Origin of the sequence: Streptomyces sp. AA4, assembly GCF_000158875.1 — a bacterium.
GTDB lineage: Bacteria > Actinomycetota > Actinomycetes > Mycobacteriales > Pseudonocardiaceae > Amycolatopsis.
In genome coordinates this window covers 2,570,812-2,593,382 of record NZ_GG657746.1, presented here as the reverse complement: position 1 = coordinate 2,593,382, position 22,571 = coordinate 2,570,812, and the positions used below count along the sequence as shown (strand labels likewise).

Here is a 22,571-nt window from a genome sequence, read left to right as displayed (position 1 = left end):
CTCAGGCGGGGTAGCGGACCTCGAACGTGACGACCCCCTCGTCGGTCCGCCACGGGCCGTGCGGCATGCCCGGCGGCCGGCAGGCGTACATCCCCGCGGTGAACGTCCGGCCGAGCGTGAGGTCGGTGAACGAGCCCTCGAGAATGTAGACCTCCTCCCAGAAATCGTGTTTCTGCACGCCCATCGGCGTCGAATCGGCGCCCGGTTCGTACCGCAGGATCCGCGTCGCCACGCCGCTTTCCGGGTCCTTGGCGAGAATCCGTTCGGTGATCTTCGGGTCGTCGCCCGGGCACACCGTGAAGGCTACGTCGGTCACCGGGAAGAATTCGTGTTCCGGTTTGCTCATCGGGTGATCGCTCCGTCGAGGTCGTAGCTGGAAAGGAAAGCGTCGATGTCGCTGAGCGCGCCGTCGAAGCCGTAATTGCGGAAGGCGTAGCCCTTCACCACGAACGGCGCGCCGGCGTAGAACATCTCGTACTGGTGGTGGCGTCCGGCGAACTCGCTGCCGACGACGTCCCAGGCCAGCTTGAACAGCTTCACCCGCTCCTCGGCGGGCGCGGACGGGCTGTAAATGTATTTGTCGATATCCGCCCGGGTCTCCGGGTTCGTCAGGTCCGCGACGCTGGAGGGCACCTGCAGGACCCCGCCGCCGACCAGGTCGCGCAGGATCGCCAGCAGCCGCGGGTACAGCTCGGCCTGCAGGCCCATCGCGCCGTACACCGCGCGCGAGCCGGGCCGCCACATGCCGTTCTCGTCCGGCTCCGCGGTGTATTCCGCCGCCAGCACCGCCGATTCCACAATGGACGCGAGGCTCGCCAGCTCGCCGAGTTTTTCCACCACGCCGGGGAATTTGTCGACCCCGTTGACCGCGGCGACCTTGCGGGCGAGCCCGGCGATGAACTGCGTCTTCACCATGAACCGGATCTGCGCCTGCCAGTTGCCGAACACGTGCGCGCCGGTGTCGAAGAACTGCCGCCGCAATCCCGCGACGTCGCGGTAAACGAACACGCGGTCCCACGGAATGAAGACGTCGTCGAAGACCACCAGCGCGTCGGTTTCGTCATAACGCGAGGTGAGCGGGTAGTCGTATTCACTCGTGGCGGCAGGGGCGTACGGACGGCGGCAGTAGAGCTTAAGTCCTTCTGCGTCAACGGGAACCGCGAAGCCGAGCGCGAAATCGGCGTCCTCCGGCCCGAGTGGTTTGATGCAGGAAACGAAGATCTCGTCGGCCACCGCGCCGCCGGTCGCGAGCATCTGCGCGCCGCGGATCACGATGCCGTCCTCGCGCTCCTCCGCGACACCCGCCTGGATCAGGTCGCCTTCCCAGGCGTGCGCGGTGGTCGCCCTCGAGACCTGCGGCGGGATGATCGCGTAGGAGACGTACAAATTCTCCTCCAGCACGCGCTTGTGGTACGCGGCGATGTTGGCGGAAAAGTCCCGCTCTCCTTGCGAAAACGCCTCGGGATGCGCGGAAAACGCCGCGACGAACGCGCCGACGTGGTCCGGGCTGCGGCCTACCCAGCCGTGCGTGTGCCGCGCCCAGGCGGTCGCCGCTTCGCGGTACGCCTTCAGGTCTTCCCGGCTGCGCGGCGGCGTGAACAGGCGGTTCACCGTGGACCCGGTCGCCGGGTCGGTGACCGAGATGCCGGACTCCGGGTCGGCCGCGAGGTCGAACAGTTCCGCGATGGTCTTCGCGATCGGCGCGAACGCCGGGTGGTGGGCGACGTCCTCGACCGGCGCGCCGTCGAGGTAGATCCGCCGGGGGCCCTTGAGTGCGGCCAGATAGTCGGCTCCGCTGCGCATCACTCGCTCCTCTGTTTCGTTTCGTACGCGTGGGTCAGGGTCGGGCCGCCGGGCAGTTCCAGGTGGACGCGCCAGTACGCGCCATAGGTGAATTCGCCGCCGAGCAGCGGCAAAGTGCCGCAGTACAGCGCGAAATCGCCTTCGACCGGGCCGAGCCGGTCCAGCAGATCCGCCGGATGCCGCAGCGCGGCCAGCTCCCCCTTCTGATACGGGCATCCGTCCACACTGGAATCCGCGACGACGTGGTCCCAGTCCGGAATGGACACTTCGGTCCCGATTTCGGCGACCACTTCCCCGAGCGGCTTCGGACAGGCCGCTTTGGACAGTGCCACCCCGTCCCGCTCGAGATCGCGGTCGGTGTGGTCGGACCCGACGCCCAGGAAATACCGCCCCTGGTGCCGGATCAGCACCGGCTCGACCTCGCCGGACGTCCCCGGCGCGCTGACCCCGACCACCGGCTCGGTCGTCAGCAGTTCCGGGTCCAGGCGATAAAACGCGGGCACCGTTTCCGGCCTCGGCACGCCGATCGCCGCCAGTTCGGCGATGTGCTCCTCGACCGCGACCTCGTCGCTCCCGGTGTACCCGGCCACCACCAGCCGCGCCGGAGTGAACGCCAGTTCCTCCCCGGTTCCCGCGACGTGCAGGGCAATCGTGCTCATACTCCCGCTCCCGTCAAGTCTGCTGTGGACACCGGCCACCGCCGATCGGCCAGCACCGGGAATTCCGCCCGCACCGTGTCCACAATGGATTGGTCTACCTCGCAGCGCAGCACTTCCTCGCCCGCGCCCGCCTCGGCCAGCACGGTTCCCCACGGATCGACGATCCGGCTGGTGCCCGCCAGTTCGACGCCGCCGTGCTGAGCGCCCGCCGCGTTGACCGCGAGCACCAGGACCTGCTCTTCCACCGCACGGCACGAGGTGAACATCCGCCAGTGCTCGCGCCGCGCCGCGGGCCAAGCGGCCGGGACCACGACCGTCTTCGCGCCGCGATCCACCAGCCCGCGCCACAATTCGGGAAACCTGAGGTCGTAACAGGTCGTGGCCCCGATCGGCCCGAGTTCCGTTTCCGCGACGCTGAGCTTTTCGCCCGGCGTGAGCAATTCCGCCTCGCGCGAGGCGTATCCGAAGACGTGCACCTTGCGATAGGTATGCGCGATCGTGCCGTCCGGCGCGAGCAGCACCGCGGTATTGAACAACCGCCCGGCCGCGTCTTTCTCGACCAGGCTGCCCAAATGCACGTACGCACCAAGGCTTCGCGCCCACTCCCGCCCCGCCGCGACCGTCGGCCCGTCCAGCGATTCCGCTTCGTCCGGATACGCGTCGAACGAGAAATACCCGGCCGCCCACAATTCCGGCAGCACGACGAGTTCGGCCCCGCGCGCGGACTCCACCAACTGCCCGGCCCGCACCCGGCGGTCCGCGGCGGTCTCGTCCGGCGGGCTGGCCAGCTGGACCAACGCGACCTTCACAGCCGCTCCCCGACCCGCAACGCCGTCATCGTGCTGGAGAGATGCTTCGCCAGCGCCTCCCCGGCCGCGGCCGGTTCGCCGCCGCGCAGCGCTTCGACAATCGCCGCGTGCTCGGACAGCACCGTTTCCGCCCGGGTCTCGCTGCCCGCGACCGCGCGCAGCCCCATCCGGACCTGCCGCTCCCGCAACGATTCGTAGAACTCGGCCAGCACCGGATTGCCCGCGCGCCGCACGATCGCCCGATGGAAGGCGCGGTCGAACTCGATGAACCGCACCGGCTCGTCCACCACCTCGCGCTGCTTCGCGAGGAGGTCGTCCAGCTCGCCGAGAAACGCCTCGTCGACGCGCTCGGCGAGCTTGCGGACGCACCAGTCCTCGACCAGCTCGCGCGCCTCCATCACCGCCCGCACCTCCGCGTCGGAGATCGGCGGCACGAACGCGCCCTTCTTCGGCACGATCTCGAGGAACCCCTCGGCCTCGAGCCGCAGCAGGGCCTCCCGCACCGGCGTCCGGGACGTCCCCGCCGCCTCGGCGACCTCCGATTCGGTGAGGAACGTCCCGCCGTCGCGGGGCAGCTCGGCGATGCGCTGCTTGAGGAACCGATAGGTGACGTCCTGCGCGGACCCGGCCCGCCCAGCCTGTCGTACACTGCTCATGGACAAGATGTATACATCACGCATGGCAGGCGGGCAAGAGGCGTTTGCCGAGGTTGAACGGGTGCGCTCCGCTCTTGTCGCGCCGATCGATCCCCGCTCTCCCCGAAAACTCGCCTTCGCGCTCGGGGTGAGACCTGGTCACCTGAGCCTCACCAGCTGGCCGAAAAGTGCCTTCTTGGCACCTTGATCACCGCCGCTTACGGTTCCGGGGTCGCCACCGCACGACCGGTCAGGAGCCCCTCCGTTGAACCACTTCGTCATCACCGGCGCCCGCGTCTTCGACGGCGAGAACTCGCTCGGAATCGTGGACGTCGAGGTCGCCGACGGGAAAATCGCCAGCATCGGCGGCCGCCCCGAGGGAGCCGACCTCGTCGACGGATCCGGGGCGACCCTGCTGCCCGGCCTCATCGACGCGCACACGCACACCGACGAGGAGTCGCTGCGGCAAGCGTTGACGTTCGGCGTCACCACCGAATTCGACATGCTCTCGATGCCGCAACAGATGATTCCGTTGCGCCGCAAGGTCGCCGCCTCGAATGACTTCGCCGACGTGCGCTCTGCGTCGATCGGACTCACTCCCGAGGGCGGGCATCCGCATCAGCTGCGCAAGAACGAAGGCGATCCGCCGTGGCCGACTGCTACCCGTCCGGAGGACATCGCGGCCTTTGTCGAGGCCAGGATCGCCGAGGGGGCTGATTACCTGAAAGTCCTGGTGGAGGACGGTCGGCTGTTCGGCAGCGACACCCTGCCCCGGCTCGCTCCCGAACTGGTCGCCGCGACGGTTCGCGAAAGCCACCGGCGCGGGAAGATGGTGCTAGCGCACGCGATGACCGCCGAGACTGCCGAACAGGTCGTCGACGCTGGGGTGGACGGCCTGACTCATCTCTTCTTCGATCGGCCGCACCCCGCGGAGCTGATCGGAAAGATCGCCGCCGCGGGCACGTTCGTCATCCCCACCCTGACGGTGATCGCGTCGATCACCGGCGAGCCCGCCGGCCGCCGACTCGCCGAAGACCGGCGCGTCCATTCTCGACTCACCCAGGAATGGCGGGAGAACTTGTCCGGCGCGATGGCCACCAGCCCTCGCGAGCACTTCGGCTACGCGTTCGAAACGTTGTCCGCGCTGAAGAATGCCGGAGTCGACATCCTGGCAGGCACGGACGCGGCGCACCTCGGCGCGCCGGGGATGGCCCATGGAGCCAGCCTGCACGACGAACTCCGCCTCCTGACGACGGCGGGCTTCACCCCGACGGAAGCCTTGCGGGCCGCGACGTCCGTCCCGGCGCGCCGCTTCGGGTTGCCCGACCGCGGCCGGATCAAGCCGGGCCTGCGCGCGGATCTCGTGCTGGTCACCGGCGACCCGACGGTCAGCATCGGCGACACCCTTTCGATCCGGCAGGTGTGGCGCAACGGATCCCAGGCCAGGTAACCCGATCGGGCCGGACGACGGCGGGCTTCACCCCCGACACAAGCCCTGCCAGCCGCGACCTCTGGCCCGCCACCGCGCATCGCCCGACCACGGCCGGACCCGGCCCCCGCGCGGATCTCGTGCTGGTCACCGACGGCACCCTGTCGCTCCGGCACGTGTGGCGCAACGGATCCCAGGCCAGGTAACCCGATCGGGCCGGACGACGGCGGGCTTCACCCCCGACACAAGCCCTGCCAGCCGCGACCTCTGGCCCGCCACCGCGCATTACCCGACCACGGCCGGACCCGGCCCCCGCGCGGATCTCGTGCTGGTCACCGACGGCACCCTGTCGCTCCGGCACGTGTGGCGCAACGGATCCCGGGCCAGGTAACCCGATCGGGCCGGACGACGGCGGGCTTCACCCCCGACACAAGCCTTGCCCGCCGCGACCTCTGGCCCGCCACCGCGCATCGCCCGACCACGGCCGGACCCGGCCCCCGCGCGGATCTCGTGCTGGTCACCGACGGCACCCTGTCGCTCCGGCACGTGTGGCGCAACGGATCCCGCGGGCCGACGAGGCGGCCACGAGCCACCGGACCTCGGGCTGTCCGACGGCCGAGCGAGATCCTGGGTGCGACCCCTCGCCTGGGTGAATTTCCGGGCAAACAAGAACCCGCGCGGGTGCCGGTGAAGGCGCGCGCGAGGTTCTGGCCCGTTTCAGGCGGGCGGGTTAACCCGGTCAGCTCCGCTGCCCTGGCGCCGGCCGACCGAGCGGCCGATGAAATAGCCGAGGATGAGCCCGACGATCAGGCCGATCGCGATGAAGAAAATGATGGTGGCGGCGGCGATTTTGCCGACCGTGCCGAGGAATCCCTTGGCCTCGAGGTCGGTCGCGATCGCCACGGACTGGGTCAGTGCGTAGTGGGTCATGCCTCCCAGGATGGCATCGGGCGCGGCCGGGCGCTCGGGGACGCACCGGCCCGGGTCGCCGCGGTGACGCGACGGGCCTGGAGATCGCGATGCTGGCGCAGGTTCAGGCCGCGCCCGCCTTCAACCCGCCTGGACGCACCAAGCGTGCTCAAACAGACGAACACCCCAACACCGGACATCGGTGGTTCAAGCTTCTCGCGCGACGTGCTGACACGGCACGAGAACAGCCGACAACCCGGCCGCCTGACGGCCGCCCTCCCCCCAACATGCCCGGACGCACCGGGCGAGCGTCGCGCGCGGCAGATCAGTCTCTGACCGGCTTGAGCACGAATCCTTCCTCGTGGTCGTCGACCTGGGGCCGACGTCGCGAGACCGGTGCGGATTCCGGGTCGCGCGGGACATCCGGGCGGGATGGCAGGGCTGGCTCCGGAGGGTCGTCCAGCGCCAGGACGTCTTCGACGGCCGCTGTGACTGCGGGGACGCATCCGGCGCGGACGGCGCGCAAGCCCTCGTGCAGGGCCTGCGTGCTTGCTTCTGCGCTGAGGCGCGAGATCTCCGCGGCCAGGGCGGCCGGGCCCAGTTCCAGGGCGGTTTCACCGATGTCCAGGTGGACCAGCATGCCGTGCACATCGACCGTGACGCTCAGGGCCTCGCTGCGGGCCGCGGTGCGGATGGCGGCCAGTCCTGCCGACAGGCCCAGCTGGTCTGGGATTTCGTCGGCGATCTCGATGAGTTCGTCGATCCCTCGCTCGTCCTCGCCGGGATCGGCGGGGTCGACCGGATCGCCGGGAACAGCGGGATTGTCGGGCTGCTCGCGCGATTCCAGAACCTCTAGCTCTTCGGCTGGCTCCGTCCGCCAACCGGACACGTTCTCCTGCTCCGCCATCAGACCCTCCACGTGTCCGGGGTGGTGTCTTCGGCGCGCTCTGCCAGGTCCTTCTCCGATGCCAGGCCCAGGTTGCTCAGTTCGGCACCGCTAAGGACGCCCAGTTCGGCTTTCAGGGCGTGGCGGGCGCGTTCATTCGCCTGGGCGGCAGCCTCCCGGACCGCGCGCAGGATTGTGTCCGCCAACCGGGGGCCGCCACCGTGGAGGGCAGCTGCGGTGAGTTCCAGGGTGCGCAAGGCACCGCCGGGGGCGACTTCCACGGTCACTCCGTTGTGGCGTGCTGTGCCGGTGATGGTCACTTCGGGTGCACTCCGCCGTAGAACTTGTGCAGGTCGCGCGGGAGCGTGTACGTCAGGCGCTCTACCTGGTCGTTCGCGTTCCCCTCGATCGTGGTGATCTTGTTGCCCTCGACCTTTTCGATGATCCCGATGTGGTGGCTGTGCCCCCACGACGGACCGTCGCCGAAGAGGATCGTGTCGCCGGGGCGGGCGTTGCGGGCGAGGGCGGCGCGGTCGTAGGCGAGGTGGTGGCGCTGGCCCCACTTGTAGACGTCGCCGGTGAAGCCGTACTTCGGGATGTCCACCCCGGCCGAACGCCACATCGACGTCGCGAAGTACGCGCACCACGGCTGTCCGGTCGGGCCCCATTTGTTCCGGTTGTTCGGGCCCTCGTGGTAGCCGAGGTTGTGCCGCGCGTGGTCGAGGATCTGGTCGACCTTCTTGCTGTGGCTGACCGCCGTCTTGCCGTGGTGCTGTTCGTGCTTTTTGTGTGCTTCGTGTTTTTTGTGCTGCTCGTGCTTGCGGTGGTCGCCGGGCTTGGTGCGGTGTGCTCCGCCGGGGTCGGCGACGCCGTCGTGGTTCAGCTCCTTCTGCAGCGCGCGCAGCTTGCGGGCGGCCTCTTCCATTTCCGCGCGGGCGTTCTTCAGGTGGCCGCCGGATTCCTTCAGGTATTTGCCCGCCAGGTCGGCCACGTCGCCGATGGCCATCAGCAGTGCGGCCGGGCTTCCGTTGCGCGCCAGGACGTATCCGGCGTCGATGATCTTGCGTGCCTTCGCGACGAACTCGTCGATCAGCTTGCCGGTGGCCTGGTGCCGCCCGGCGAGCGCGTCGGTGACCTCGCTGACCACCCTCGCCCCGTGCGTGCTCGCCTGCGCGGTGACCTTGAGATCGCGGCCGAACTTGTCGGTGTCGTGCTCGAAGGCGGGATTCGCCTTGCTGTGCCAGGTGTTCAGCAGCGCGTGCGCGGCCTTGCGCTGCGCCTCGTACTGCGCGGTGATCTCGTGCGCGGCCTGCTGCAGCGCCTGCTGCGCGGCAAGCGATTCCGCGGCCTTGCCCTGGAGCTTGCCGTGGTGCGTTTTCATCTCGTCCGCGAACAGCGTCGCGACCCCTGCGGTGTCCAGCACGGATTCCCCCTCAGCCCAGAATGCCCTTGATGTCGTGTGCGCCGATCGCCGCGCTCGCGTCGGAATCCGCGCCCGCGTACGCCTGCCGGGCCCGGAAAACCGAAGCGCTCAGCGTGCGCGCGTGCGCACCGGTGGCCCGCACCTGCGATTCCAGCGAACGGCTGAAATCCCCCAGCGCGTCGGAGAATCCGGTTTCCTGGCCGACCTTCCCGAAACTGTCCTTGGCGATCCCGGTGACCCGGTGCACGGTCTTCCGGCCGACCGACACCAGTTCGTTCGCGACGTGCTCGGTGGTGCGTTCGTAGGCGAGGAACTGCTCGAGATCGGCCTTGAACCCGCCGTCCTTGCCGCCCTTGCCGTGGTGCGGTTGGTGCGGCCGGTGCTCGGGTTTGCGCGGAGGGCGCCCGCCCTTGCCGTGGTGGCGGGCGACGTCCTCGGCGGCCTTGCGCGCGGCGGCGAGATGGCTCTTATACGCACCGTTGGTGTACGTGGACCACGGCTGGAAGCTCTTGCCGTGCCCCGAAATCGCCCAGGCCGCCTTGGCGTTCTCGTCCGCGTCGAACAGTTCGTCGTCGGAGCGCAGGCGGAACTCGTGCCGGCGGGCGGGCCCGAGCGAGCCGAGCATGTTGACCTGCCACAGCCCGTACGAGTTGTCCGGCGGGGTCCCGTTGTGCGCGCGCGGGTTCCCGCCTGATTCCGCCAGCGCCACCGCGACCGCCGTGGTCAGCGCTTGCCCGCGGAACCCGGCGCGGTACGCGTGCTGGGCGATCTCCTCGGCCGACAACTTGCTCATTTCCTGCCCCCTTCAGCAGGGCGCTTCGCCGCTGCCCTAAGTGAGACGGAACCCTTCGGCTTCAGGTTCCCGAGTCCCCCGAACGGACGACACCCCGCGTCCGAGTTCCTGCATCCGGTCCGCGAGCCAAGCGTGGTCCGCGGGCGCGACCGTCACCCATTTCGTGCCCGCGGACTCCCGCACGACCGCGCCGTACCGCCCGGCTTCCGTGTCGTACCAAGCGACCACCGGCGAACGGCCGCCCGGACCGTTCACCGCGAACTGTCCATACGCGACCCGCGGCGTGGCGACGAGCGTCGAGAGCGCGCGCAGGTCGCGACCGGAGAGACCGGCCCGGCCGAGCACCCGCTCGAACGCGCCGTGCCCGTGGTCCGCAAACGCTTGCATCGCCTCGGAAAACGCCTCGCGCGGCAACCGCACCGCGTTGCCCGGCCCGGGTTCCGCGGGACCGACGACGCCAGCGGCCAGCTGCGGAACGTCGTCCGGCAGGCACGGCCGCAGCGCGAGTTCGCCCGCGTCGAGAACGGCCAGCACGCCCAGTTTGCGCCCCGCCGCGGCCAGCGCGCGCAGCGGCGGATCGCGGAACACCAGCAGGTCGACCGAAAACACCGGCTGCGCCAGCACCGCGAAGACCTGGCCGAGCCGCGGGTGCAGTTCGTCCTCGTCGTCGAGCAGCCCGGCCGCGGCGAGGCTTTCCGCGACCTGCGCTCCGAGCCGGTCGCGTTCGTCCATCGTGGCCCCGTGCGAGGGCACGTCCAGCGGATACGGCGGGGCACCGAGGTCGAACTCCGACCACAGCAGATCGAATTCCAGGTGCGAGAGCGCGATCCCGTCGACTCCGGGAAGGTGTCTGGCCACCGTCACTCGCCCAGCACGGGCGGGTACGCGTCCGGCAGGTCCTCGAGGAAGTCGAAGGAACTGCCCTTGGTGTAACGATTCTGGTGGTCCTCGGAGCCTTCGCCGTGCTGCCCCGCCATCGGCGGGAAGAAACCGCCGGACATCGGACTCCCGCCGCGCGCGCCCGCCGCGGCACCGGCCGCTCCGGCCGCCGCGCCGCCCGGCCCGGTCGCCCCGCCGAGCATCCCGCCGGACAGCGAACCCGGCAACGAGCCAGGAAGCGCACCGCCGCTGCCAGCTCCGTTGCCGCCGAGCGCACCGACCGAACCGCTCCCGAACGCACCGGCGGAACCCGGCGTCCCGCCGAACGGCCCGCCCGCGAACGCCCCGGCGCCGCCCGGAACGACCGACGACGCGGTGGTCGCGTCGCCGCTGCCCGCCATCTCCGAACCGCCCGAACGCCGTCGCCCGCCGTCAACGCCGCCGCGGCCGCCGCTTCCGTCGCCGCCCGCGGAATCGATGTTCGTCGTCTTCGGCGCGCCGGTGAAGTGCGGCAGTTTGTCGTGCACGCCCTTGCTCGACGTCTCGTAGCTTTCCATCACGCGAACGGCCTCGGCCTTGGCCTGCGACGCGGCACGTTTGGCCGGCAGATGGTCGTCAAGCAGCTGATCGACCATCACCGCGCCGCTGGGGCCGCTGGCCGCGTTGAGGTCGTAACCGTCGCGGAACTGGTTCTCCGCCGCGTAGAAGACCGGTTCCGGCATCTTGTGCTTCGCCGTCTCGACCGCGCTCGTGTAGTGGTCGAGCTTGTCGCCGACCGCGCGCATCGTCTCGCTCGCGCCCGCGCCCCAGGACGTCAGCTTCGAAGCCGACTGCGCCGCGTTCCCGGCCGCGCCGCCGCGCCAGGACAGCAGCAGCTTCTGCACCGTCTTGTGCACCGCGGAGGTCGCCGAATCGACGTCGTACGCGAGCTTGCCCCACTGGTGCGCGGTCGCGCCCATCGCGACCGGGTCCGCGGTCATGATCATGTCGTAGAGCGTGGTGTGCGCCCAGGCGTTCCAGTTGATCTTGCCGAAGGACTCGTCCTTCAGGTTGGCCCGCTGGGCGAGCTTGGTGCGCCGCAGGATCCGGCGCTGCGCGGCGGTGGGCGGATGGTCCTCGCTCCACAGCCGGTGCTTGCGGTGCTTCTCGTACGGCAGCCGTTCGTAGCCCGGTGTCCGGCTCATGCCGGCGTCCCTCCCCCGTCGTCCGCCCGGCGGCCGACCGCGTCGAGCGAATCCTTGGCGTCGCTTTCCTGCTGGACGTGCCCCGCGCCGGCCCGGCGGATCGCCTCGCGCAAGGACGACAGCTCGTCGAGGTACTGCTGCAGGATCGCTTGCGCGCCGCCGTCAGCGGAACCGCGGACGCCGAACGCCTTCCGCAGGTGCGCGGCGACCGGGCTGGTGCCGTCCTTGAGCGGATGCGTGAGCTGCTTGGCCTGCTCGAGGCAGGCGGTCAGCTCCTGCTGGCGCTGCTCCAGTTCGGCGTCGGCTGCCGCGATCTCGGCCGCGTCCAGCTCCATGACGCCGGTGTCGGCGACGATCTCGGCGGTGCCCGCCCCGGACGGGCCCCGCACGGAATCCGCCGTTTCCGGCCGCCCGGACCGGTGCGTCTCCTTGGCCTGTTCCTTGTGCAGCGCACGGACGTCTGCCCAGTCCGAAACCCGGTGCGAACTCACCCCAGTCCACCTCCCAGCGGGCGTCCTCGACGGACGCGCGCACCAGTATGTCAGCCGGCCGGACCGCGGGCACCCGGTCCGGGAAAGTCGGCGATGAGACGGTGCTGGCGAGGTCGCGGTTCCGCGGGGTCGCCCGGACGGCGGAGGCTGACCGGATGCGCCGACGCACCTCGGCCAGCACCGCCCCCGCGACGATCAGCGGACGAACTCGAAGATCTGCTTCTGGATCCCGTTCGAGTAGCTTTCGCTCTCGATCAGCTTCAGCGGCTGCTTGTCCTTGTCGGTCTCGCTGAACAGCCGCTTCCCGGCGCCCAGCAGAACCGGGAAGACCAGCAGGTGCAGCCGGTCGACCAGGCCGGCGTCGGCGAGGTTCCGGACCAGCGTCGCGCTGCCGTTGACGATGATCGGGCCGCCCTCGGTCTCCTTCAGGGCGGCGACGTCGTCGAGCGAGCGGAGAATGGTCGTCTCGCCCCAGTTCGGCACGAGGTCCTCGTCGCGCAGGGTGGTCGACACGACGTACTTCGGCATCGCGTTGTAGCGCGGGAACTCCTCGGTCATGCCCGGCCACACCGGCGAGAACGCCTCGTAGCTGACGCGGCCGAGCAGCAGCGCGGTCGCCTCCTCCTGCTCGGCGCCCTTGAGCGCGTACGCGGCGGGGTCGAACTCGATGTCCTGGAACGTCCAGCCGGCGTTGCGGTAACCGGGCTCGCCGCCGGGGGCTTCGACGACGCCGTCGAGGGACACGAACTCGGTGACGATGAGGGTGCGCATGGTTCAGCTCCTGATTCGGGATGGTGCCTGTTCACCTACGCGTCGAACGGCACCGTCCCGATCAGACACGCCACCCGGAATCTTGAGTGTGACCTGAGTCATACCGGAGTGTGCCAGGCGTCGTACCCGTAGATCGCGTCCGCGGCGGCCGAACTCGTCCCGCTCTGCTTGAGCCAGCTGTTGCCCCGCGAGGCCAGCTGCACCTCGCGCGTGCGGTCCAGCCGGGCCGCCTGGTACGCCTTCAGCGCGACCTCGACGTTCGGGTACTCCGCCAGCGCCCGCGCCAGCACCACGCTGTCCTCAATGGCCATTCCCGCGCCTTGCGCCATGAACGGCATCATCGGATGGCACGCGTCGCCCAGTAGCGTCACCGGGCCGGACGACCAGGTCGGCAGCGGATCGCGGACGTACAGCGCCGATTGCAGCACCGAATCGCACGCGTCCAGCAAGGCGCGCGCCTCGGGGTGGAAGCCGCGGTACGCCTCGCGGAGTTCGTCGACGTCCCCGGGGGTGGTCCAGGATTCGTGCCGCCACTGGCTTTGCCGCGTCGTGGCGAAGACGAACACGTCCGCACCCCGGTTGAGCGGGAAAGTCACCAACTGCGTGTCCGGATCGGGACCCCACCACTTGGTGAAGCAGTCCAGGTTCGGCACGTCCACCGAACCCGCGGGCAGCACCGCGCGGTACGCGACCACGCCGGTGAACTCCGGGTGTTCCGCGCCGAACAACGCGGTGCGGACAGCGGAGTGGATGCCGTCGGCGCCGATCACGACGTCCGCGGAAACATTGGTCCCGCTGAAGTCCAGCGAGACTGAGTCCGTTGTGGACAGTCCGGTCAGCTTGTGTCCCAAGTGGACGACGTCGTCGGGCAGTGCGCGTTCCAGGGCGGCCAGCAGATCCGCGCGGTGCATCGTGAGCTGCGGCGAACCGTAGCGGCGCTCGGCCTCGTCGCCCATCGGCAGGCGCGAGGTTTCCTCGCCGGTGTCCCAGGTGCGGCTGATCCGGTACTTCGGCCGCGCCGCGGTTTCGCGCAGTTCGTCGCCGACGCCGAGGCCGTCGAGGGCGCGGACGGCGTTGGGCGTCAGGTTGATGTCCGCGCCGACGCGGCCGAATCCGGCCGCCTGTTCGTGCACGACCGGCGAGAACCCGGCCTTCCGCAGGGCGGCCGCGGCGGCGAGGCCGCCGATCCCGCCGCCGACGATGGCGATTTCCGGCACAGCGAAAGCTCCTTCTAGACAGTGAGGTCGAGCAGATCGTGGCCCACGACGACCGGGCCGGAGTAGTGCGGACGGACCCGCCGGAGCCAGCCCTCGTCGTCGAGGCGCGCGGGGTCGGCCGGGCCGAGATGCGACAGCGCGACCCGCTTAGCCCCGGCCGCCGCGGCGACCCGGCCGACGTCCGCGGGCGAGGTGTGCGAGGCCGACAGGAAATCGAGCAGTTTCGGCGGATAGCCGATGCTGCGGTAGAAATCGGGCTCCATCGCTTCGTGCACCAGCAAATCGGCACCCGCGGCCAGCTCGCCGACCGCGTCGCTGCGGGCGGTGTCGCCGGAGAAGGCGACCACGCCGTGTTCGGTCTCGAACCGGTAGCCCAGCGCCAGATGCAGCGGCGGATGCGGGACGGCCCGAGCGGTCACCCGCACCCGATCGTCCTCGTGCACCACGGTTTCCCCGGCCACCGAGACGTCGGCAGCGTGGATCAGGCCGGCCAGCCGCGGCCGGTCGCTGGTCCGCTGCCGCACCGCGACGTCCTGGCCGAACGCGGCGAGGTTCCCCGCGATCAGCCCCGCCGTGCCCGCGGCGGGCGGCCCGGGATCGGTCGGGTCCGGGCCGGGGCCGTAGACCCGCACCGGATCGACGACGCCCTGGTTGGCCGGGCCCCAGCCGAGCAGGAAGAGCGTGAACAGCTCGGCGACGTGGTCGGAATGCAGATGCGTCACGAACACCGCGGCCAGATCGCGCAGGGAGAGCCCGGCGGAGACGTACTTGCCGAGCGTCCCGTAGCCCGCGTCGACCAGGTAGACGCGGCCGCCGACCACCACCGCGTTCGCGCAGCCCTGCCGGCCCGGCGCCGGGTACGGCCCGGCCGCCGTGCCGAGCAGGATCACGCGCAGCGCGTCCGTCACGGCGAAACCTCTTCGAGCGTGCGGCCCTTCGTCTCCTCGGCGAAGAACCCGGCGACCAGCGCGCCGACGAAGCAGATCCCGCCGAGCACCAGGAACACCGACGCGAGCCCGCTGCCGCCCGCGTACAGCGCGCCGACCAGGATCGGGCCGAGGATCAGGCCGAACCGGTTCAGCACCCCGCCGAGGCTGACGCCCAGCGCGCGGCTGCGGGTCGGGTACAGCTCCGGCGTGTACAGGTACAGGCAGACGTTCACCGCGAAGTTGAACATCGCCGCGAGCGACGACCACACCAGCAGCTGCAACGGGGTCCCGGCGCCGAGCGCGCCCAGCACGACCAGCATCGCGGTCGTCCCGCCCAAGCCCGCGGCCAGCACGAACCGGCGGCCGAGCTTGTCCACGACCAGCGCGGCGATCAGGCAGCCGACGAGACCGGCGACCGACGTGGCGGTGCTGTACCAGAGCGCTTGGCCGATCGAGAGGTGGAACGAGCCCTTGTACAGCGTCGGCAGCCACGAGGTGATGCCGTAGTTCGCGAGGTAGCCGACGAACCAGATCGTCCACACCATCAGCGTGCGCCGCCGGTAGCGGCCGGCGAACAGGTCGCGCAGCGAACCGCGCTTGGCGGGTGCCGTCGCCGGCGCCGCAGCGGCCACCGCGGGCGGCGGAAGCGGACGGCCCAGGGATTCCTCGACCCGGCGCTCGATCAGCGCCATCGTCGCTTCGGCCTTCTCCGTGTGCCCGTGCGCCGCGAGCCAGCGCGGCGATTCCGGGATCCGCAGCTGCAGCAGCACCGCGGCGAGACCCGGGATCGCGGCCAGCGCGAACAGCGGACGCCAGCCCCAGTGCGGGATGACCCAGGCCGCGACCAGCGCACCGACCGCGAGACCGGCCGGGAAGACGATCTCGTACATCAACACGAAACGGCCGCGACGGCGAGCCCGGCTGATCTCCGCGATGTACGCGGCCGCAGTCGGCACTTCACCGCCGATCGCGAGGCCCTGCACGAAGCGCAAAATCAGGAACGGCAGCAGCGCGGTGCACAACGTCATCGCCAAGCTGCACAAGGCCGTGACCGCGACGCACAGCGTGATCACCTTGACGCGGCCGATCCGGTCGGCGGCCCAGCCGGACGCCAGCGCGCCGAGCAGCATGCCGATCGAGCCGATGGTCAGCGTCGCGGTGCTGGACGCGGTCGTCATGTGCCATTCGCGGCCGATGACCGGCAGGGTGTAGGCGATCAGCAGCTGGTCGAACGCCTCGAAGAACGTGACGATGCCGATGATCAGGCGGATCGAGACCTGCCAGCGCGACATCGGGAGCCGTTCCAGCCGGGCGGCGATGTCCCGCTGGGTCACCTCGGGGGTGGCGGCGATACTCATGGGCCCTCCTCGGAGCCGGAGCGTGCAATCGATCGTAGGGGGTTTCGGGCGCGATGCCAGGAACTCGAGGCGGCGCTGTGGGCGGCTGTTGTCCGTGAGGGGAACCCTGAGGGACTCTGAGTCCGTCAGGGTTCCCCTCACGGACTCGAGGCGGCGTCCAGGAACCGGACCAGGTCGTCCGAGGCGGACGGTCCGGCGGGCAGCACGAGCCGATCGGGCGCATGCGGGTCGAATTCGGGCGCGCCGGGCCACGGTGGCGGCTCGGGTCCGAGAGCGGCGGCGAGGTCCACCGCCGCCAGTTCGGCGAGGTGGGCGGCGGCGCCGAAACCGGCGGCGGCCACGCGGTGGCGCGGCATTCCCAGCCGGGCGCCGAGGTAGTCGAGCGCGCCGGCGAGGTCGGCTTCGAGGTCGGAAAGCGCGAGCGCGGCGAAGGCGGCGTCCGCTTTGTCCGGACCGAAGGTGTGGCCGCCGGTCTCGTAGTAGAACAGCGGCGCGACCGTGACGTATCCGCAGCTCGCGAGCGTGCGGCAGCAGTTTTCGACGGGTTCGTCGAGCCCGGCGGCGCCGTGCAGCACGAGCACCGCGCCGCGCACGCGGCCGGCAGGATGCCGCACCAGCAGCGGCGCGGACGTCCGCACCACCCGGCGGCGGCGGTTCGCGGGCCCGTGCCCGTGATGGTGGACTTCGGCAGCTTCGATGGTGCCTCCCACGTCTGGTCTCCCTCAGCTCTCCGGAACCGGCACCGGCGGCACGAACGGCCGCGGCGTGGCGGGCAAAGCGGTCACGTCCACCTCGATCACGAACGGCCCCTGCTGGGCCACCGCTTTAGCCAGCGCGTCGGCGAACTGGCCCGGCTTCGACACCAGCGCGTGCGGCAGGTCCAGCGACTGCGCCATGCGCGCGAAATCCGGCGTGTACAGGTCGACGCCGGCCCGCTGTCCGCGGTGGTGGTCCTGCATGTTGCGCAGCACGCCGTACCCGCCGTCGTTGAACACGACCAGCGCGAGCCACGGCCGTTCCTGCGCCAGGGTGCACAACTCGCCGAGGTGCACCGCGAGACCGCCGTCGCCGACCATCACCACGGTCGGCGCGTCCGGCGTCGCGAGCGCGGCCCCGATGCCGGTCGCCAGGCCCTGTCCGATGCCGCCGCCGACCGGGAACACGTTGGTGCGCGGGTCGTGGATGTCCAGCAGCCGGTTGCCCCACTGGCTGGACGGGATGGTCACGTCGCGGGCGATCACGGACTCGGCCGGGAGACCGTCGCGCAATGCGGCGCAGATCTCCGCGTACGGGCCGATCGCCTCGTTCAGCTTGTCCCGCACGGCTTTCCGGGTCTCGACGACGCGTTCGCGCCAGCCAGGTTCGGTACCGGATTCCACAGTGGACAATCCGCTCAGTACCGCTGCGGCGTCGCCTTGCACCCCGACCGTGGCCGGGTAGACCCGGCCCAGCGCTTCGGCGTCCACGTCGATCTGCAAGTGCCGTTCGGGCAGTTTCAGGTGGTAGTGCTTGGTTTCGTTCGAGCGGAAGTGCGTGCCGACCGAGACGAGCAGGTCGGCGTCGGCGAGGAGCTGGGCGGCCGACTCGTGCGCGGCGAAGTTCCCGACGACCAGTTCGTGGTTCTCCGGCACCGTGCCGCGGCCGGAGTTGCTGGTGAACACCGCCGCACCGAGCCGTTCCGCGAGCGCGCGCACCTCGTCGCGCGCCCCGGTCGCTCCCCCGCCGAGCCAGAACACCGGACGGCGTGCGGTCGCGAGCAATTCGGCGGCTTCCGCGAGCGCAGCCGCGTCGGGCGGCGGGATCGGAGTCGGCTCCAGCGAGCCGGGACGGAACTCGTGCCGGGAGTACTGCAGATCGATCGGCCATTCGACACTCGCCGGACCGCTCGGCACCGAAAGCGCGTGCCGGACCGCCGCGCGCAGCGTCTCCTCGGCGGTCTCGACCGACGTGACCGTGGCCGCGTGCTTGGAAATCGCGGTCAGCATGCCGAGCTGGTCACGGGTCTCGTGGATGACGCCGCGACCGCTGCCGAGGAATTCGGAGTCGATCTGGCCGGTCACGTGCAGCACGCGACTGCCCGCCGTCAGGGCCTCCACCAGCGCGCCCGCCGCGTTGCCCGCACCGGTGCCAGTGCTGGTGATCGCGACGCCGAGGCCGCCGCTGGCCCGCGAGAACCCGTCGGCGGCGTTCACCGCGGCCGCCTCGTGCCGCACCGGCACGAACCGCAGATGCTGCGAAACCGCTTCCACCAGCGGCAGATTGTGCACACTCACCACGCCGAAGGCGGTGTCCACTCCGGCTTCGGACAGCAGGCGAACCAGCAGCTCGCCTCCGTGACCGTGATTCATGGGTCCGTCCCTTCTAGACGTAACGGGCAATGCCGCCGCCGACGTCGATCGTCGCGCCGGTCACGTAGGAGGCACGCGGCGAAAGCAGCGTGACGATGGGGAAAGCGACCTCTTCGGCAGTGCCGAGCCTGCCCAGCGGGATCCCGCGATCGGCGGCCAGCTCCGCCGACCAGTCCACAAAGGACAAATCACTGCCGGAAGCCTCGTACCGGCGCCGCCACTGTCCGGTGTCCACCAGGCCGAGGCAGACCGAGTTGACCCGCACGCCGTCCTCGGCCAGTTCGGCCGCCAAAGTCGTGGAGAGATTGAGCAGCGCCGCCCGGGCCGCCGAAGTGGCCGCCAACCGGGGTTCGGGCTGCCGCGCGAGGATCGCGTTCACGTTCACCACGGCCGGATTCGAAGCCGCCCGCAGCCAAGGCAACGCGGCCCGGACGACGTGCAGCACCGAGAAGATCTTGAGGTGCAGCTCGTCCCGCCACTGGTCGTCGGTGGTCTCGGCGAGCCGCGCCATCAGCGAGCGGCCCGCGTTGTTCACGACCCCAGTCAGTCCGCCCAGTTCGCGGGCAGCGTCGGCGACGAACGTTTCCACCTGCTGCTCGTCGAGCACGTCGCAGGAAGCCGTATATAGCCGGGCCCCATCGGCGCGGGGCAGATCGGCGAGAGCCTTCTCCAGCCGGACGCCGTCGCGGGCGCAGGCGGCGACGTGCGCGCCCTCCGCCAGCAGCGCGGCCGCGGTCGCGAGCCCGACGCCGGAGCTGGCCCCGGTCACGAGCACCGCCGCGCCCTTCAATCCCAAATCCACGGGTTTTCCCTTCAGCTGCAGACGAATCCGCCGTCGACCACGAGGGTCTGGCCGGTGATGTAGGAGGCCGCGTCGGACAGCAGGAACGCGACCGAACCGACGACGTCCTCCGGCTGTTGCGGCCGGGTCAGCGCGCGGTTCAGCGCGTACAGGTCGTGCCGTTCCTGCGGAATGCCCGCGGTGGCTTCGACCTCGGTCAACCCGGGCGCGACCGCGTTGACGGTCACGCCGTCCGGGCCGCCGTCCCGCGCCATCGCCCGGGTCATCGCGATCACCGCGCCCTTCGAGGCCACGTACTGGACCAGCCTGGGCGAGCCGTACAGCGCGGCGTCGGAGGCGAGATTCACGATGCGTCCGCCAGTCTGCGCAAGCTGCGGATACAGCGCGCGAGAGACGAGCCACGGGCCGCGAGCGTTGACGGTCATCAACGTGTCCCACGCTTCGACGTCCAGCTCCGCGAAGTGCTTGCCGCCCACGCCGTCCGCCATTGCCGCGTTGTTCACCAAACCGTGCAGTGGCCCGAGTTTCGCGACCTCTTCCGCCAAGGCCGCAACAGACGCCGGATCCGCTACATCGGTGTCGATCCGATGTGCCGCAACGCCTTCCGCCCGCAACCGGGCTACGCCGTCCGCGGCCCGGTCCGGAGACCGTTCGGCGACTACGACGCGACCGCCCTGCCTGCCGATCTCGCGGGCGATCGCCCAGCCTAGACCGCGGCCCGCGCCGGTGACCACATACAGCCGATCCTTCATCGCGCCACCACCGAGTCCACTTCGGACAGGAAGTCCAGCACCTCGGCGGAAAACCGGCGCGGCGACTCCTGATTCGCCGCGTGCCCGCCGGGAACGACCTCCAGCCGCGCCCCCGGGATGGACGCCGCGAGCCGCCGCGACTCGGACACGCCGGTCACCTGGTCGTGCTCGCCGACGAGCACCAGCGTCGGCACCGCGATCCGCGACAACCGCGGACCGTGATCCGTCTCGGCCATCGATTCCGCGGCGGACGTGTAGCCGGGCAGCCGGATGCCCGCCATGATGTCCTCGACCCGATGCGCCACCGCGGGATCCGCGCCGGGCGCGAGCAACCGAGGGGCCCGGCGACGCGCGAACTCCGCCGCGCCCACCCGGTTCAGCTCGCTCGGCCGGGCCCGCATCACCGCGGCCCGCTCGGAGTCGATGCCGGAACCGCGGGTCGAATCGGCCAGCACCAGCGACCGCACGACCTCCGGGTGATCGAGCGCGACCCGCGTCGCGATCACGCCGCCCCACGACACGCCCACGAGGTGTGCGGGCGCCGCGTCCAGCGAGGCCAGCAAACGGCCGACGAGCGCCGCGTATCCGGCCATGCCCAACGGCTTCTCCGGATCCGCCGAGCCGCCGTAGCCCGGCGCGTCCCAAGCCAGCACGCGGTGTTTCGGCGCCAGGCCAGCGAGCTGTGCGTCGAACGACGCGCTCGAACCGCCGATGCCGTGCAGCAACAGCACCGGACTGCCGTCCCCGGCGATCCGGACCTGCACACCGTCCACTGTGGAAATCACCGGAACACCGCCCTCGGCGTCGCCAATGCTTCCAGCGCGGACAGCACTGCGTAGGGCACGACCTGGCTCGACGTCGGAGTCTGGGGCGACGGCCGGTTGCGGATCTCGAACCGGTACTCCCCCGCCGGACCGACCGCGGTGATCACGTGCGAGGTCAACGGCGCGGCCGGATCGGCGATCACCGCGGCCTCCACGACGTCCCAATCCCGCACCGCCAACGCCACCGACGCAGCCACGTTCGCCGACTTCGGGAACGCCGCGGTGATCTCCCGCGCAGGCCCCCGCCGCAACTCGACCGCCGCGGTCGCCTGCCGCAATTCCTCTGCTTCGGCAGGAGACATCCACGGCTGGACCAGCGAAGACGCCTTCTTCGTCGTCTCGATGACCACTCGCTCGAACTGCCCGAGCAGCGCCGCCGAACGCAGCAGGTCGAGCCCGCCGATCGCGCCAGTCGACAAATGGACCGCGCCCGGTCCGGCCGCGAGCAGCTTCTCCAGCAATCCGTCCGCCGCCAGCGCGCCGACCGAAACCACCAGCAGATCGCACCCCGCCGACAGCACCTGCGGACCGGCGTCCGCCAGCGCGCGCTGCCCCGCGGCCTCGACCACCAAGTCCGAAGCGGACAGCAGCTCCGGCAGCGCGCACATCGGCAGTCCGGCGGGGGAAAGCGCCGGATCGACGACCCCGGCCAGCTCCGCGCCCGGCACCCGGCCGTCGCGCAGCGCTTCCGCGACGACGGAACCGATCGACCCCGCGCCCAGCACTCCTACCTTCACGACTGCCACCACGCCGAGTAGCCGGGATCCGGCACGCCGCGCATGTGCGCGCGGACGTCCTTCGACGGCGGGCCCGCGGTGCCCCACAGGTCGGACAGCTCCGGCGTGCGCCGCCACACCCGGCACAGCCACGCGTCCTCCTCGACCTGCGCGACCTCGGAGGTGTACTCGCAGACGAGCCCGGCCGGGTCGGCGAAGTAGCCGAACGTGTTGCTGCCCGGACCGTGCCGGCCGGGGCCCCACAGCGGCGTGACGCCGTGGTGCTTGAGCCGCCCGATGCCGCGCATGAAGTGGTCGATCGAGTTCATCTCGTACGCGATGTGGTTCACCGACGCGAAATCGGCCTGGTTGAACGCGATCACGTGGTGGTCGGCGTTGCAGCGCAGGAACGCCATCTGGTGCTCGGACCAGTCGGAGATCCGCATGCCCAGCACCCGCGTGTAGAACTCGCAGGCCGCGTCGATGTCGACCGTGTTGAGCACGACGTGCGCCAGCTTCCGCGGCACCGCGGCGCGTCCGTACGGATCGCCCGGCACGACCGCCTCGACCTCGGCGGACAGCTCCACCAAGCGGCCCTCCGGGTCGGCGAAGCGCAGGCCGTACCCGCCGCCGACCTGGTCGAGCTTGCCGGGTTCGGTGACCAGCGGTACGCCGTGCGCGGCCAGCCGGGCGGCGGCCGCGTCGACCTCGCGCGGGGTGGCGAGCGCGAACGCGATCTTGCCGAGCGCGTTCTGGTCGGCCTGTTCGAGCTGGAGCACGTGGTGCTCGTCGCCGGAACCGCGCAGCCACACGGCGCCGCGGTCGGCTTCGACCTGTTGCAGCCCCCAGACTTCGCGGTAGAACTCGCCGGAATCGGCGCACTGCGTCGAACGCAGCGTCACCGCGCGCAGGGCGCGGAGCCGCGCGATGGGTTCGGCGGACATGGGGCCTCCT

Annotated in this window: 25 protein-coding genes; 1 reads left to right on the top strand and 24 read right to left on the bottom strand. The window is 70.7% G+C overall.

Annotation, left to right across the window (positions count from 1 at the left end):
* Nucleotide 1: 1 nt before the first annotated feature.
* From SSMG_RS12150 to SSMG_RS12130, 5 genes are read right to left on the bottom strand one after another with little or no spacing between them, the layout of a single operon-like run.
* Nucleotides 2-346, bottom strand: a complete 345-nt coding sequence (locus SSMG_RS12150) for a cupin domain-containing protein (protein ID WP_009076086.1) — start codon at nt 344-346, stop codon at nt 2-4.
* Nucleotides 343-1,803: a 4-hydroxyphenylacetate 3-hydroxylase family protein gene (locus SSMG_RS12145; protein WP_009076084.1), complete on the bottom strand. Its 1,461-nt coding sequence runs from the start codon at nt 1,801-1,803 to the stop codon at nt 343-345. The genes SSMG_RS12150 and SSMG_RS12145 overlap by 4 nt, the downstream gene beginning before the upstream one ends.
* Nucleotides 1,803-2,462, bottom strand: coding sequence for a DUF2848 family protein (locus SSMG_RS12140; protein ID WP_037713434.1), 660 nt, complete (start codon nt 2,460-2,462; stop codon nt 1,803-1,805). The genes SSMG_RS12145 and SSMG_RS12140 overlap by 1 nt, the downstream gene beginning before the upstream one ends.
* Complete coding sequence (locus tag SSMG_RS12135; RefSeq protein ID WP_009076080.1) at nt 2,459-3,271, bottom strand: carbon-nitrogen family hydrolase; 813 nt, start codon at nt 3,269-3,271, stop codon at nt 2,459-2,461. Before SSMG_RS12135 ends, SSMG_RS12140 begins: the two co-directional genes overlap by 4 nt.
* Nucleotides 3,268-3,927 (bottom strand): GntR family transcriptional regulator, encoded by a 660-nt coding sequence (locus SSMG_RS12130; RefSeq protein ID WP_009076076.1) that lies wholly within the window; start codon nt 3,925-3,927, stop codon nt 3,268-3,270. Before SSMG_RS12130 ends, SSMG_RS12135 begins: the two co-directional genes overlap by 4 nt.
* Before the next feature lie 244 nt (nt 3,928-4,171).
* Between SSMG_RS12130 and SSMG_RS12125 the strand changes: the two genes are divergently transcribed.
* Nucleotides 4,172-5,356 carry an amidohydrolase family protein gene (locus SSMG_RS12125; RefSeq protein WP_009076075.1) on the top strand — a complete coding sequence of 395 codons (1,185 nt, stop codon included), beginning with the start codon at nt 4,172-4,174 and terminating at the stop codon, nt 5,354-5,356.
* Nucleotides 5,357-6,052: 696 nt separating this feature from the next.
* Here SSMG_RS12125 and SSMG_RS12120 read toward each other — a convergent pair.
* From SSMG_RS12120 to SSMG_RS12030, 19 genes are all read right to left on the bottom strand, one after another.
* Nucleotides 6,053-6,265, bottom strand: a complete 213-nt coding sequence (locus SSMG_RS12120; protein ID WP_009076071.1) for a hypothetical protein — start codon at nt 6,263-6,265, stop codon at nt 6,053-6,055.
* Between the two features lie 304 nt (nt 6,266-6,569).
* The gene (locus tag SSMG_RS12115) at nt 6,570-7,151 is read right to left on the bottom strand and encodes a hypothetical protein (protein ID WP_199785884.1); all 582 of its coding nucleotides are present in this window, start codon (nt 7,149-7,151) and stop codon (nt 6,570-6,572) included.
* Nucleotides 7,151-7,450, bottom strand: a complete 300-nt coding sequence (locus SSMG_RS12110) for a YbaB/EbfC family nucleoid-associated protein (protein ID WP_009076066.1) — start codon at nt 7,448-7,450, stop codon at nt 7,151-7,153. The genes SSMG_RS12115 and SSMG_RS12110 overlap by 1 nt, the downstream gene beginning before the upstream one ends.
* Complete coding sequence (locus SSMG_RS12105) at nt 7,447-8,553, bottom strand: CHAP domain-containing protein (RefSeq protein ID WP_009076064.1); 1,107 nt, start codon at nt 8,551-8,553, stop codon at nt 7,447-7,449. The genes SSMG_RS12110 and SSMG_RS12105 overlap by 4 nt, the downstream gene beginning before the upstream one ends.
* Before the next feature lie 10 nt (nt 8,554-8,563).
* Entirely contained in the window at nt 8,564-9,346 is a 783-nt protein-coding gene (locus SSMG_RS12100; RefSeq protein ID WP_009076062.1) for a transglycosylase SLT domain-containing protein, read from the bottom strand.
* Between the two features lie 36 nt (nt 9,347-9,382).
* Entirely contained in the window at nt 9,383-10,204 is an 822-nt protein-coding gene (locus SSMG_RS12095) for an ESX secretion-associated protein EspG (protein ID WP_037717003.1), read from the bottom strand.
* 2 nt (nt 10,205-10,206) lie between these two features.
* Entirely contained in the window at nt 10,207-11,409 is a 1,203-nt protein-coding gene (locus SSMG_RS12090; RefSeq protein ID WP_009076058.1) for a WXG100 family type VII secretion target, read from the bottom strand.
* Entirely contained in the window at nt 11,406-11,900 is a 495-nt protein-coding gene (locus tag SSMG_RS12085; RefSeq protein WP_009076057.1) for a hypothetical protein, read from the bottom strand. Before SSMG_RS12085 ends, SSMG_RS12090 begins: the two co-directional genes overlap by 4 nt.
* 195 nt (nt 11,901-12,095) lie before the next feature.
* A complete protein-coding gene (locus tag SSMG_RS12080) occupies nt 12,096-12,671 on the bottom strand; it encodes a dihydrofolate reductase family protein (protein WP_009076055.1) in 576 nt (191 codons plus the stop codon).
* A 98-nt stretch (nt 12,672-12,769) separates the two neighbouring features.
* Nucleotides 12,770-13,888: an FAD-dependent monooxygenase gene (locus SSMG_RS12075; RefSeq protein ID WP_009076054.1), complete on the bottom strand. Its 1,119-nt coding sequence runs from the start codon at nt 13,886-13,888 to the stop codon at nt 12,770-12,772.
* Nucleotides 13,889-13,902: 14 nt separating this feature from the next.
* Entirely contained in the window at nt 13,903-14,796 is an 894-nt protein-coding gene (locus tag SSMG_RS12070) for an MBL fold metallo-hydrolase (protein WP_199785883.1), read from the bottom strand.
* Entirely contained in the window at nt 14,793-16,175 is a 1,383-nt protein-coding gene (locus tag SSMG_RS12065) for an MFS transporter (RefSeq protein WP_009076050.1), read from the bottom strand. The genes SSMG_RS12070 and SSMG_RS12065 overlap by 4 nt, the downstream gene beginning before the upstream one ends.
* A gap of 137 nt (nt 16,176-16,312) precedes the next feature.
* The gene (locus SSMG_RS12060) at nt 16,313-16,885 is read right to left on the bottom strand and encodes a dienelactone hydrolase family protein (RefSeq protein ID WP_009076048.1); all 573 of its coding nucleotides are present in this window, start codon (nt 16,883-16,885) and stop codon (nt 16,313-16,315) included.
* A 12-nt stretch (nt 16,886-16,897) separates the two neighbouring features.
* On the bottom strand, nt 16,898-18,523 hold the full coding sequence (locus SSMG_RS12055) for a thiamine pyrophosphate-binding protein (RefSeq protein ID WP_037713431.1): 1,626 nt from the start codon (nt 18,521-18,523) through the stop codon (nt 16,898-16,900).
* 13 nt (nt 18,524-18,536) lie between these two features.
* Nucleotides 18,537-19,325, bottom strand: a complete 789-nt coding sequence (locus SSMG_RS12050) for an SDR family oxidoreductase (RefSeq protein WP_009076046.1) — start codon at nt 19,323-19,325, stop codon at nt 18,537-18,539.
* A gap of 11 nt (nt 19,326-19,336) precedes the next feature.
* Nucleotides 19,337-20,077 (bottom strand): 3-oxoacyl-ACP reductase family protein, encoded by a 741-nt coding sequence (locus tag SSMG_RS12045; protein WP_009076045.1) that lies wholly within the window; start codon nt 20,075-20,077, stop codon nt 19,337-19,339.
* A complete protein-coding gene (locus tag SSMG_RS12040) occupies nt 20,074-20,859 on the bottom strand; it encodes an alpha/beta fold hydrolase (protein WP_037717000.1) in 786 nt (261 codons plus the stop codon). Before SSMG_RS12040 ends, SSMG_RS12045 begins: the two co-directional genes overlap by 4 nt.
* Nucleotides 20,859-21,638, bottom strand: coding sequence for an aspartate dehydrogenase domain-containing protein (locus tag SSMG_RS12035; RefSeq protein WP_234392816.1), 780 nt, complete (start codon nt 21,636-21,638; stop codon nt 20,859-20,861). The genes SSMG_RS12040 and SSMG_RS12035 overlap by 1 nt, the downstream gene beginning before the upstream one ends.
* Complete coding sequence (locus SSMG_RS12030; protein WP_009076042.1) at nt 21,635-22,561, bottom strand: VOC family protein; 927 nt, start codon at nt 22,559-22,561, stop codon at nt 21,635-21,637. Before SSMG_RS12030 ends, SSMG_RS12035 begins: the two co-directional genes overlap by 4 nt.
* Between the last annotated feature and the right edge of the window lie 10 nt (nt 22,562-22,571).

What these genes read in the sequence shown, in the direction of transcription:
- SSMG_RS12140 (WP_037713434.1), bottom strand. Translation starts at nt 2,462, where the DNA reads ATGAGCACGATTGCCCTGCACGTCGCGGGAACCGGGGAGGAACTGGCG.
- SSMG_RS12030 (WP_009076042.1), bottom strand. Translation starts at nt 22,561, where the DNA reads ATGTCCGCCGAACCCATCGCGCGGCTCCGCGCCCTGCGCGCGGTGACG.
- SSMG_RS12090 (WP_009076058.1), bottom strand. Translation starts at nt 11,409, where the DNA reads ATGAGCCGGACACCGGGCTACGAACGGCTGCCGTACGAGAAGCACCGC.
- SSMG_RS12065 (WP_009076050.1), bottom strand. Translation starts at nt 16,175, where the DNA reads ATGAGTATCGCCGCCACCCCCGAGGTGACCCAGCGGGACATCGCCGCC.
- SSMG_RS12130 (WP_009076076.1), bottom strand. Translation starts at nt 3,927, where the DNA reads ATGAGCAGTGTACGACAGGCTGGGCGGGCCGGGTCCGCGCAGGACGTC.
- SSMG_RS12100 (WP_009076062.1), bottom strand. Translation starts at nt 9,346, where the DNA reads ATGAGCAAGTTGTCGGCCGAGGAGATCGCCCAGCACGCGTACCGCGCC.
- SSMG_RS12045 (WP_009076045.1), bottom strand. Translation starts at nt 20,077, where the DNA reads ATGAAGGATCGGCTGTATGTGGTCACCGGCGCGGGCCGCGGTCTAGGC.
- SSMG_RS12120 (WP_009076071.1), bottom strand. Translation starts at nt 6,265, where the DNA reads ATGACCCACTACGCACTGACCCAGTCCGTGGCGATCGCGACCGACCTC.
- SSMG_RS12115 (WP_199785884.1), bottom strand. Translation starts at nt 7,151, where the DNA reads ATGGCGGAGCAGGAGAACGTGTCCGGTTGGCGGACGGAGCCAGCCGAA.
- SSMG_RS12080 (WP_009076055.1), bottom strand. Translation starts at nt 12,671, where the DNA reads ATGCGCACCCTCATCGTCACCGAGTTCGTGTCCCTCGACGGCGTCGTC.
- SSMG_RS12055 (WP_037713431.1), bottom strand. Translation starts at nt 18,523, where the DNA reads ATGAATCACGGTCACGGAGGCGAGCTGCTGGTTCGCCTGCTGTCCGAA.
- SSMG_RS12150 (WP_009076086.1), bottom strand. Translation starts at nt 346, where the DNA reads ATGAGCAAACCGGAACACGAATTCTTCCCGGTGACCGACGTAGCCTTC.
- SSMG_RS12145 (WP_009076084.1), bottom strand. Translation starts at nt 1,803, where the DNA reads ATGCGCAGCGGAGCCGACTATCTGGCCGCACTCAAGGGCCCCCGGCGG.